Origin of the sequence: Caulobacter sp. CCH9-E1 (genome assembly GCF_001556515.1) — a bacterium.
Classification (GTDB): Bacteria; Pseudomonadota; Alphaproteobacteria; order Caulobacterales; family Caulobacteraceae; genus Caulobacter.
Genome location: NZ_LSJA01000319.1, coordinates 1 through 10,844 on the forward strand (window position 1 = coordinate 1; position 10,844 = coordinate 10,844).

Annotated in this window: 8 protein-coding genes; 3 read left to right on the forward strand and 5 right to left on the reverse strand. The window is 68.5% G+C overall.

Translation table 11 applies throughout. The features are described 5' to 3' along the window. Positions 1-57: 57 nt before the first annotated feature. Positions 58-1,083, reverse strand: coding sequence for a phosphoribosylformylglycinamidine cyclo-ligase (purM, locus tag AX690_RS18435; protein WP_066681332.1), 1,026 nt, complete (start codon positions 1,081-1,083; stop codon positions 58-60). 127 nt (positions 1,084-1,210) lie between these two features. On the opposite strand from purM, the gene rnd reads away from it, so the two are divergent. Then, complete coding sequence (rnd, locus tag AX690_RS18440; protein WP_066681334.1) at positions 1,211-2,380, forward strand: ribonuclease D; 1,170 nt, start codon at positions 1,211-1,213, stop codon at positions 2,378-2,380. Between the two features lie 150 nt (positions 2,381-2,530). Then, a complete protein-coding gene (locus AX690_RS18445) occupies positions 2,531-4,243 on the forward strand; it encodes an ATP-binding protein (protein ID WP_066681336.1) in 1,713 nt (570 codons plus the stop codon). A 12-nt stretch (positions 4,244-4,255) separates the two neighbouring features. Here the strand turns inward: AX690_RS18445 and AX690_RS18450 are convergent, their stop codons facing one another. Continuing rightward, on the reverse strand, positions 4,256-4,537 hold the full coding sequence (locus AX690_RS18450) for a hypothetical protein (protein ID WP_066681338.1): 282 nt from the start codon (positions 4,535-4,537) through the stop codon (positions 4,256-4,258). A 159-nt stretch (positions 4,538-4,696) separates the two neighbouring features. Continuing rightward, positions 4,697-6,199, reverse strand: a complete 1,503-nt coding sequence (locus AX690_RS18455) for a Ppx/GppA phosphatase family protein (RefSeq protein ID WP_066681340.1) — start codon at positions 6,197-6,199, stop codon at positions 4,697-4,699. A gap of 167 nt (positions 6,200-6,366) precedes the next feature. Here AX690_RS18455 and AX690_RS18460 point away from each other — a divergent pair, with 167 nt between their 5' ends. After that, on the forward strand, positions 6,367-7,350 hold the full coding sequence (locus AX690_RS18460) for a phosphotransferase (protein WP_066681342.1): 984 nt from the start codon (positions 6,367-6,369) through the stop codon (positions 7,348-7,350). A gap of 308 nt (positions 7,351-7,658) precedes the next feature. Here the strand turns inward: AX690_RS18460 and AX690_RS18465 are convergent, their stop codons facing one another. Further along, the gene (locus AX690_RS18465; RefSeq protein ID WP_066681344.1) at positions 7,659-9,887 is read right to left on the reverse strand and encodes an RNA degradosome polyphosphate kinase; all 2,229 of its coding nucleotides are present in this window, start codon (positions 9,885-9,887) and stop codon (positions 7,659-7,661) included. A gap of 202 nt (positions 9,888-10,089) precedes the next feature. Further along, a complete protein-coding gene (locus AX690_RS18470) occupies positions 10,090-10,779 on the reverse strand; it encodes a chromosomal replication initiator DnaA (RefSeq protein WP_066681346.1) in 690 nt (229 codons plus the stop codon). Positions 10,780-10,844 lie beyond the last annotated feature (65 nt).

The window sequence follows — 10,844 nt, forward strand, 5'->3', positions numbered from 1 at the left end:
AACCCCTCATCCGACCCGCTTCGCGGGCCACCTTCTCCCGCAAGGGGAGAAGGGAACTCAAGCCTTGACCAGTTGGCCGCAGATGAAGGCGTCCTCGCCGGCGTTCAGCAGGGCCGCCAGCACCGGCTCGGCGTCGGCCTGAGCGACGATGATGATGAAGCCCACCCCACAGTTGAACGTGCGGCGCATCTCGTGCTCGGAGATGCCGCCGGTCTTGGCCAGCCAGTCGAACACCGGCGGCATTTCCCAGGCGTTCCAGTCGAACTCGGCGGCCAGGCCCTCGGCGATGGCGCGCGGCGGGTTTTCGATCAGGCCGCCGCCGGTGATGTGCGCCCCGCCTTTGACGCGACCCGACTGCAGCAGGGGCAGCAGCGACTTCACATAGATGCGGGTCGGGGCCATCAGGGCCTCGGCCAGGGTCTTGCCATCCTCAAACGGGCAGGGGGCGTCCCAGGAGAGACCCGAGCGCTCGACCACGCGGCGGACCAGCGAATAGCCGTTGGAGTGCGGACCCGACGAGCCCAGGCCGATGATGATGTCGCCCGCCCGCTGCTTGTCGAGCTTGGGCAGGACGCCGTCGCGCTCGACGGCTCCCACGGAGAAGCCCGCGAGATCATACTCTCCGTCGCCATACATGCCCGGCATTTCGGCGGTCTCGCCGCCGACCAGGGCCGAGCCCGACAGCTTGCAGCCCTCGGCGATGCCGGCGACCACGCTCTTGGCCGTCTCGACGTCCAGCTTGCCGGTGGCGAAGTAGTCCAGGAACATCAGCGGCTCGGCGCCCTGGGCCAGCAGGTCGTTGACGCACATGGCCACGAGGTCGATGCCGACCGTGGCGTGCATGCCCGCGTCGATGGCGATGCGCAGCTTGGTGCCGACGCCGTCGGTGGTGGTGACCAGCAGCGGATCGTCATAGCCGGCCGCCTTCAGGTCGAAGAGCGCGCCGAAACCGCCCAGGCTGGCTTCCGCCCCGGGGCGGCGGGTGGCCTTGGCCAGGGGCTTGATCGCGTCGACGAGCGCATTGCCCGCGTCGATATCGACGCCCGCCTGGGCGTAGGTAAGGCCGTTGGGCTGATCGCTCATGAGCTCGCTCTTACGTCTCTCGGAGGACGGGAACATCCTCCGAACTCGCGGAAATTTTGCGTCCCGGCCCAGCTTCGTGCGTCTTGACGCTTGCAGACTCGGGGGTGCGCGAGGCTATTAGCAGCGGATGAAGCCGATCACCACCACCGCCGAGCTGGCGGCGTTTTGTAATGAGCTGCAGGGCGAGCCTTTCGTCGCGGTGGACACAGAGTTCATGCGCGAGACGACCTACTGGCCCAAGTTGTGCCTGATCCAGGTCGCTTCGCCCACGCACGAAGCCGTCATCGACCCCCTGGCCGACGATATCGACCTGGAGCCCCTACTGGCGGTCATGCGCGACGAGCGCATCCTCAAGGTGTTCCACGCCGCGCGGCAGGACGTCGAGATCTTCAACAATCTGAAGGCGATGCCCAAGCCGCTGTTCGACACCCAGGTGGCCGGCATGGCGGCGGGCTTTGGCGAGCAGATCGCCTACGACGCCCTGGTCCGCCAGATGCTGCGGATCGAGCTCGACAAGTCCAGCCGATTCACCGACTGGGCCCGTCGCCCTCTGACCGAGGCGCAGCTCTCCTACGCCCTGGCCGACGTCACGCACCTGGCCAAGCTGTTCCCGATCCTGCGCGAGCGCCTGGAGACCTCGGGCCGCCTGGCTTGGGTCGAGGAAGAGATGACCGCCATCTCCGACCCGGCCGCCTATGACGTGGACCCGGAAAAGGCTTGGCGCCGTCTACGCCCGCGCAAGACGCAAGCCAAGTATCTCGCGGTCTTCAAGGCGGTCGCCGCCTGGCGCGAGCGCACCGCCCAGAACCGCGACCAGCCGCGCGGCCGCATCCTCAAGGACGAGGCCATCGACGAGCTGGCGACCCAGGCCCCGACCAGCCTGGAGGCCCTGAACAACCTGCGCGGCGTGCCCAAGGGCTTCGGCGGCAGCAAGTTCGGTCCCGACCTGCTGGCCGCGATCAAGGCCGCCCTGGCTGATCCGGAAGGCTACGCTCCCGTCGTCGACAAGCCCGGTCCGCCGCCCCCCCAGAACGCCGGCGCCGTGGTTGAGCTGCTCAAGGTCCTGCTGAAGGCGCGGGCGGAAGAGGCGGGCGTCGCCTCCAAGCTGATCGCCACCGTCTCGGATCTCGAGAAGATCGCCGCCGACGACAACGCCGCCACCCCGGCCCTGGCCGGCTGGCGCCGCGACGCCTTCGGAGCTGACGCCCTGAAGATCAAGCGTGGCGAGCTGGCGCTGGTCCTGGACGGGGCCAAGGTGCGTGTGGTCGAGGTCCGGCGCGCGCCCAAGGCGAACTAGCGCCGCTTTTCTGACGTGGCGGGGTGGCTCCGCGGGCGTCAGGCCTGTGGAGGTTTACTTAACGTACCCGAATCGAGCCGTAACGTTAATCGCCACCGGACTTGTGGCTAGGTTTGACGGTATGAAGGGCGCCGGAGGCGAGGCGCGCCTGTGGGGGTTGAGTTGCGTGAGTTTTGGGGGCGTCTAGCTGGCGATTATCGCGCCGCCGCGATTTCGCGCCGCCGGCAGATCCCTCTCCGCATCTTCGTCGCGATCTGCCTGTGTCTGACCGGCCTTGCTCTGCATGGCATGCCGTTCCTGGCGCCGTGGATTCTGGTCTACGGTCCCGTGCAGCTGATCGAGTTCTACGCCCTCGCCAGCTTTCTGAGCTCGCGTCAACCCGAGCGGCTGATCGGCTTCAATCTGTTCGTCGACGTCGTGATGGGCGTCGTTTTCGGGGCGTTGGCCGTTCCGTTCTGGCAAGCCGGCACGCCCGTCACCTCCGCCGGCGCGATGCTGCTGCTTTCGGGATCCGTCTTTACCGCCTTGATGGGCGCCGAAGGCTGCGTGATCGCCTTCCTCTGCGCCGTCACGCCGCACCTGGCTTATCTGGTGCTCACGCCGGTCATCGTTGGCGCGGGCCGTGATCCCTATCTGCCGCATTTCGTGCTGGGCGTCGCACTCTTCTACCTGACGGTTTCGCTGACGTTTCTGTGGTCGCGCCGCACGCTGCTGGCGGAGCGCGCCGCCCGCCAAGCCGCCGAAGCCCAGATGGCGGCCAAGTCCGCCTTCATCGCCATGGTCAGTCATGAGCTGCGCACGCCGATCAACGCCATCGTCAACGGCGCGGCTTCGCTGGAAGGCGGCGGCGAAGCCGATCGCGCGGCGGCCGCGCTGATCGCCGACGCCGGGCTGATGATGCGCGCCCAGCTGAACGACCTGCTGGACCTTTCCAAGATCGAGGCGGGGCGCATGGGGGGCGAGGTCGTCGACCACGATCTCCGCGCGCTGATCTCCAACACTGTTCGGTTCTGGCGCAACACGGCGCGGGCCAAGGGTCTGCGACTGGCCCTGCGGGGCGTCCAGGCGGGGCCCCAATGGGTGCGGGGCGATCCGATGCGGGTGCGCCAGGTGCTGAATAACTTGATCAGCAACGCGATCAAGTTCACAGCCGAGGGCGAGGTGACCGTGACGGTGACCACCCTCACGCGCGATAGCCGCCGCTTCGTGTCGATCGAGGTGTGCGATACCGGGCCGGGCCTCACCGAGGACCAGATCGCGCGCCTGTTCAGTCCTTACGAGCAGCTCGGCTTGAAGACGGCGCGCGCCTTTGGCGGCACGGGGCTAGGCCTGGCGATCAGCCGGGATCTGGCGCGGCTGATGGGCGGAGACTTGAAGGCCGTCGACAGCGGCGCCTGCGGCGCTTGTTTCACCCTGACCCTGCCGGCGCCCGAAGGCGCGCCGCCGCCGGCGGTCGACACCGCCGCGGCCGCGGCGCTCGGCGCGCCCCAGCGGACGTTCTCGGTGCTGGTCGTGGATGACCATGACATCAACCGCCGGACCCTGGCGCGAATGCTGGAGGCTTTCGGCGCCGAGGTGGAGACCGCCGAGGACGCGCTCTCGGCGCTGGCGGCCGCCGAGGAGATCACCTTCGACGCCATCCTGATGGATGTGCGCATGCCGGGCATGGACGGGCTGGAAGCCTCGCGTCGTCTGCGTGACGGCGTCGCCAATCGCGAGACGCCGATTATCGCGGTGACCGGCGCGGCTTCGCCCGAGGAGATCGCCGCCTGCCGCGAGGCGGGCATGACGGGCTGGGTGGAGAAGCCCATCAAACCACACGATCTCTATGTCGCCCTGTTTGGAAACGGCGCGGCGCTTTAGACGCCGTTTCGGCTAGCCTCGCGCGAGTTGGGCCAGGGCTGCGCCCGCCGCCAGGCCGAGCGCGCAGAAAACGCCCAGATGGAAGATCACCCCGGCGGCCACGGTCTGACCGACCGACCAGCCGTTCTTGGCCGCGAAGGCGCGGGCGAGGTCGGCCTGCAGGGCGCGGGCGGCGCTGGCGACCGGCGTGTCCTGGTCGTTGGCCGGGCGCGGGACGATGCGCGGCTCGAAGCGCGGCGTCGCGCTGGGGCGGGGGGTGATGGCGTCCAGGTAGTGGGTGCGATGCTTCAGCATCTGGGGAACCTCCCTTTGTCTTTCAGGAAGGCTAGGGCGGGCATGCCTAACAAAGCATGCTGGAAAGATCCGTTAGAGGTGCGGCAAGTTGTCAGATTCCTCGTATTGAGGAAATAAAGGTCGAATTAAACATGATTTTCTGGTGATCTCTACCTGAGATCAACCTGAGACGATCTTGGGTTTCAGGCCAAGGTGTTGCGCGGCCGTGTTGGCGCGCTTGTTGGTCTGCTCGCCCAGCAGCAGGTCGGCGAAGCCGGGGTCGGCGGCCAGCATCAGGCTGGTCTTGTCCAGGCTCAGGCGGGCGTGAGCCAGCAGGCTGGGGCTGCGGCCCGACAGATCGCAGGCCAGGCGGATCGTAGCCCCCAGGGCTCGGGCGCGCTTCAATTGGGCGGGGCTGAGCAGCCGCTCCAGCGTGGCCAGTTCGGGCGGGTGGAAGTTGGTCGCGTGGCGCGCGTGGGCCGCGGCGGCCAGGAAGCAGCGCTCGGCGTGGGTCTGGCCGGCGATCGGCGCGCGCAGCACCTGCTCGAAGACGAGGTCGGCGCGATGGTCCGGGTGCAGCCGCACGCCCACGTCCGCGAGCCGGCAGGCGGCCGAGACCAGCACGCCGTCCCGCTCGCCGAACAGGGGGGGCAGATCGCGGAACGCCGGGGCGATCCAGGCGTCCAGGGCCGCGCCGAGGTCGTCGGCCACGCCCTGCCGGGCGCCCAGGGCCGAGCACCCCTCGATCAGCGGGTCCAGGCTGCGCACGCGCGGCGGCATGGCCTCGAACAGCAGGCCCTCGCGCACGCCATAGGCCGAGATTTCGATGCGCTTGAGGGAGAGCTGCTCGATCAACGTCTCCAGCACCACGGCCGCATAGGGCAGGGTCTCCGAGCGCTTCTTGCTCATGCCCTCGATGCGCTCCAGCGAGCTTTTCGACTGGTGGCTGACCAGGCGCGCGGCTTCCAGGGCCTCGCCGGCGCCGATCTCGTATTGGTGGACGACGTGCAGCGGATAGCCCGACAACCGCATGTGCAGCAAAGCAAGGTTGCGCCAGGCGCCGCCGACGGCGTGGAAGGTGTCGGTGCGGAAGTCGGCGGCGACGGCGGCGATGCGCTCGCGGGCCAGCCGCCGGACCCGCTCGGCGTCAAAGCCGCCATTAAGTCCCCCATGGGGACCGGCCAGGCTGAAGGGGCCGAGGGGGAGGGTGACGCCGTGGCCCGCGCCGGTGGCCGACAGGCGCACGAGCTCGAGGCTGGCGCCGCCCAGGTCGCCGACCACGCCCTCGGCGTCCGGCGCGCCGGCCAGCACGCCGACCGCGGCGTAGTGGGCCTCTTCCTCGCCCGAAAGGACGCGGACGGTGAAGCCGGTCTGCTCGCGCACGCGGCGGATGAAGTCGGGGCCGTCGGCGGCGTCGCGGGCGGCGGCGGTGGCGACGGCGAACACCTCGGCCGGGTTCACCGCTTCCAGCACGGCGCGGAAGCGCTTCAGGGCCTGCAGGGTCTGGATCACGCCCTCGGGCGACAGCCGGCCGGTCTTGGCCAGGTCGCGGCCCAGGCCCGCCAGGACCTTCTCGTTGAAGACCGTCCAGATGGCGCGACCTTCCAAGCGGTACACCACCAGGCGCACCGAGTTGGAGCCGATATCGATCACGGCCGCGTCGCGCGGCGCCGGGAAGGGCATGGGCGTGGTTTAGCGTATTCCCCGGCCGGGGAAAGCGGGACCGATCGTCCGAAAGCGATTTTCCACGGGGAAAGCCTTTTCGCAAAACGCCCGGGAATTATACCCGGGTTATATTGACTCACATTTTATCCGGGTGAATATGGCGGCTCCTCAGACCGAGTTGGCCGATGACCGTTTCACCCGACCAGATCCCCGCCGTCCGCAAGGCGTTGCGCGCGACCTTCTCTACCGAAACGTTGGACGGCGCGACGCCGCTGTCCGGCGGGTTGTCCGGCGCGCGAGTCTGGCGGATCCGGGTGGGCGGGATCGCCTATCTGCTGCGGGTCGAGACATCGGAGCGTGGCGCCCTGCGCGATCCGCAACGAAGCTATCGGTGCATGCGCCTGGCCGCCGAGGCCTGTCTGGCGCCGCGCGTGCGCTATGCTGATGCGGACGACGGGGTGATGATCCTCGACCACGTGGAGGCCCGCGCCACCGTGCTGGAGCATCCGGGGCCTCGACGTGAGCTGATCGTCGAGCTGGGCCATGCGCTGCGGGCGCTTCACGCGATCGAGGGCTTTCCGCCCCTGGTCGACTATCTGGACGGGCTGGACGCCCTGGTCGGCCAGGCCGGGCGGAGCGGCGCGGTCCCGGTGGGCGCCTTCGACCCTTGGGCTCGGCTGTTTGTCGTCTGTCGGCGACTGACGCCGGAGCTGGTCTCCAGCCACAACGACCTCAATCCCCGCAATCTGCTGCATGACGGCCGGCGGATCTGGCTGATCGACTGGGAGGCGGCGTTCCGCGCCGACCGCTATGTCGATCTCGCCGCGATCGCCAACACCTTCGCCGCCGACCCTGACGGCGAGGCCCTGCTGCTGGCGACCTATTTCGGACGGGAGGCGACCCGCGCCGAGCGGGCGCGGCTGTGGCTGTTCCGCCAGGTCAGCCACGTCTTCCACGCCGCGATCTTCGTCGTGGGCGTCGCGGGGCAGGCGAGGGCGGCAAGCCTGGACGGGCCGGAGCTGGACGCGATCCATCAAGGCCTGGCGCTGGGCGAGCCGCTGCTGGACGCGCCCCAGGGGCGGCTGGCCTATGGCCTGGCGCGGCTGCGCGCGGCGAGCGAGAACCTGGCTTCGCCGGTGTTCGCTGAGGCGGCGGCGATCGCCCGGTAGGCCGGGATCCGACCGCCAGGGGAGAAGCGTTGCCGTGATGAAAAAGTAAGCCCGCTGTCGCATCGTTGCGCCAGCGGGCTACCGGATTCAATTCGATGTGCTGACCACTAACACCAAGGCCCCGCAAAGAAGTGGTGGAGCCTAGGGGATTCGAACCCCTGCCTTCGAAGTACCCGTTTGCCTGTCAAGGCATGTCCTATAGATCCAACATAGTCTATGTCGGGGCCTGTCGTCAAATTTTTCTTAATCTGTTCCAGTTCTGTCGCCGGCGTCCAGGTGCAGTTTCGGCCGTCGCAATCTTGCTTCCTTCACCGCTTGCGCTTGGGTCCCACGTGGTCGAAGGCACGGGGCAGGTCGCGGGCCCCATGACCGCGGCCCGACAGGCTGGGATTGGTCATGAAGTAGTCGTGGGCCGAGAAGGCGCCCTTGCTGTTCCAGGCCGGATCGCGGGCGTAGTCGCCCTCGCTGTCCAGCTTCCAGCTCTGGGCCTCGTCGTTGAGGTTGGCGACCATGATCTGGTCCAGCACCTGCTGGTGGACGGTCGGGTTCTCGACCGGCACCAGGCTCTCGACCCGGCGGTCGAGATTGCGCGGCATCCAGTCGGCCGAGCTGATGAACACCCGCGTCTGGGCGCTGGGCATGGCCCCGCCGTTGGCGAAGGCGACGATCCGCGAATGCTCCAGGAAACGGCCGACGATCGACTTGACCCGGATGTTCTCCGACAGGCCCTTGATGCCCGGGCGCAGACAGCAGATGCCGCGCACCACGAGGTCGATCTGCACGCCGGCCTGGCTGGCCTTGTAGAGCGCGTCGATGATCTGCGGATCGACGACCGCGTTCATCTTGGCCCAGATGCCCGCCGGCTTGCCCGCCCGCGCCGCGTCGGCCTCGGTCTCGATCATGCGCAAGAGGTCCGGCTTCAACGTCATCGGCGAGAACGACAGCTTCTCCAGCCGCCCGGGCTGGGCGTAGCCGGTGATGAAGTTGAACAGCTTGCCGCCGTCGCGCCCCAGGGCCGGGTCGCAGGTGAACAAGGACAGGTCCGTGTAAACCCGCGCCGTCTGCGGATGATAGTTGCCGGTGCCGAAGTGGCAGTAGGTGCGCAGGGTCTGGTCGGCCTCGCGGCGGACCACCACCGACAGCTTGGCGTGGGTCTTCCAGTCGACGAAGCCGAACACCACGTGCACGCCCGCCCGCTCCAGGTCGCGCGCCCACTTGAGGTTGTTCTCCTCGTCGAAGCGGGCCTTGATCTCGACCAGGGCCGTGACGTTCTTGCCGTTGTCGGCCGCCTCGATTAGGGCCGCCACGATCGGGCTGTCCTTGGAGGTGCGATAGAGGGTCTGCTTGATCGCCAGCACGTTCGGATCGCGCGCGGCCTGGCGCAGGAACTGCACCACCACGTCGAAGCTCTCGAACGGGTGGTGAACCAGGATGTCCTTCTCGCGGATCGCCGCGAAGCAGTCGCCGCCGTGGTCGCGGATGCGCTCGGGGAAGCGGGCGTTGAAGGGGGGGAACTTCAGGTCCGGACGGTCCGGCGGGATCAGCTCGCTCATCTGGGCCAGGCCCAGCTTGCCGTCGACCAGGATCACGTCCTCGGGCTCGGCGCGCAGGCCCTCGATGATGAAGTCGCGCAGGTCCTGCGGCATGGTGGTCTGGATCTTGACCCGCACCACCTGGCCCAGACGCCGCTTCTTCAGCCGCGCCTCGAACTCGCGCACCAGATCCTCGGCCTCTTCCTCGATTTCCAGGTCGCTGTCGCGGATCAGGCGGAACAGGCCGCGCCCCTCGACCTCGTAGCCGGGGAACAGGTGGTCCAAGAAGAGAATGATGAAGCTTTCCAGCGCCATGATCTTGCGCTGGCGCTTCTTGCCGCGCGAGACCACCGACGACAGCTCCCAGAACCGCCGCACCTGCTGGGGGATCGGGGCCAGGGCGTAGAGGTGCTTGTCGTCGGCGATGCGACGCAGCTTCAGCGCCAGGCAGAAGCCCAGGTTCGGGATGAACGGGAACGGATGGGCCGGGTCGATCGCCAGCGGCGTCAGCACCGGGAAGATCTGGTTCCTGAAGATCTCCTCGGCGCGGGCCTTGTCGTCGCCCTCGATGTCCTTGGCGTCGAGCAGCTTCAGCCCCTCGTCCCGCAGCTGGGTGCGGACCTGGCGCCAGATCTTCTGCTGCTCGGCCATCAGCTCGGCGGCCGAGGCGTTGATGCGCGCCAGCTGCTCACCCGGCGTCAGGCCGTCCTGGCTGACCACCCGGACGCCCTCGCGCACCTGGCCCTTCAGGCCGGCCACGCGGACCATGTAGAATTCGTCGAGGTTGTTGGCGCTGATCGACAGGAACCGCAGCCGCTCCAGCAGCGGGTGGCGCGGATTGGAGCTCTCCTCCAGCACCCGCTGGTTGAAGGCCAGCCACGACAGCTCGCGATTGAAAAACCGCTCGGGCGAGGCCATCAGCTCGCCGTCCAGCGTCAGGGGCTGGGCTTCGTCCGTTTGCGGAGCATTGGCGGCGTGTATCGGCAAGGTCGCGGCGTCAGTCATGGGATCACTATAAGCCGAGTGTGTTCCGGCATGGTGAACGACGCAAGTGACGGGAAGAAGACAGGGGGCGTTTCCGTCTCCCCTTGCGGGAGAAGGTGGCGCGATAGCGCCGGATGAGGGGTTTCTCGGCGGATAGGGCCATCGACCCCTCATCCGTCAGCTGCGCTGACACCTTCTCCCGCAAGGGGAGAAGGGGGAGCCCTTACTCCGCCTCATCCCCCTCGAAATCCCCCAGCACCTCGCGGGCCAGGGCCTTGTTCAGCTCGCGCCGCATCTGGGCGGCGGCCTCGTCCAGCAAATCAGCCGCCGCGATCGCCTCGGCGGCCGAGCGGGGCAGGCGTAGCAAAAGGTAGGGATAGAGGTCCGGATCGGGCTTCAGCAGCCGCTGCGCGAAGGCCCGCCGCAGCACCGCCTCCAGCACCACGTCGTCGGGCTCGGCGATCGGCGCCACGCACAGGGCGTTCAGGCGCGAGCGCAGGTCCGGCACGTTGGCCGCCCAGCCCACCGGCGGCGTCCGCCCGGTCAGCAGCACGGTCCCGCCGTCGACCCCGGCCATGTTGAGGATGTGGAACAGCGCCTCGTCCGACAGCGCGGACCCCTCGGCGCGCCGGTCGGCGTCCTCGACCAGGATCGCCTTGCCGCGCAGGGCGGGCAGGTCGGGCGCGTCATCGCCGGTCGCCTCGACCACCACGGCGTCGTGCGCCGCCGCCCAGGCCCTGGCCAGATGCGTCTTGCCTGCGCCCGCCGGCCCGATCAGCGCCAGCCGCCCCTCGGGCCAGGCCGGCCAGGCCTCGACCCGCGCCACGGCGTCGGCGTTGCTCGGCGAGACGGCGAAGTCCTCGCGAGCATAGGTCGGCGCGGCGGTCAGCGGCAGTCGGAACTGGGTGGACAACGCAAGGTCCCAGCGTGGTGAACGTCAGGACCAGGATATAGGGCGGTATGGCGCCGCTGGGGAGG

Coding starts and splice junctions, on each gene's coding strand:
- AX690_RS18460 (WP_066681342.1), top strand. CDS start 6,367: ATGACCGTTTCACCCGACCAGATCCCCGCCGTCCGCAAGGCGTTGCGC.
- AX690_RS18455 (WP_066681340.1), bottom strand. CDS start 6,199: ATGCCCTTCCCGGCGCCGCGCGACGCGGCCGTGATCGATATCGGCTCC.
- AX690_RS18465 (WP_066681344.1), bottom strand. CDS start 9,887: ATGACTGACGCCGCGACCTTGCCGATACACGCCGCCAATGCTCCGCAA.
- purM (WP_066681332.1), bottom strand. CDS start 1,083: ATGAGCGATCAGCCCAACGGCCTTACCTACGCCCAGGCGGGCGTCGAT.
- rnd (WP_066681334.1), top strand. CDS start 1,211: ATGAAGCCGATCACCACCACCGCCGAGCTGGCGGCGTTTTGTAATGAG.
- AX690_RS18450 (WP_066681338.1), bottom strand. CDS start 4,537: ATGCTGAAGCATCGCACCCACTACCTGGACGCCATCACCCCCCGCCCC.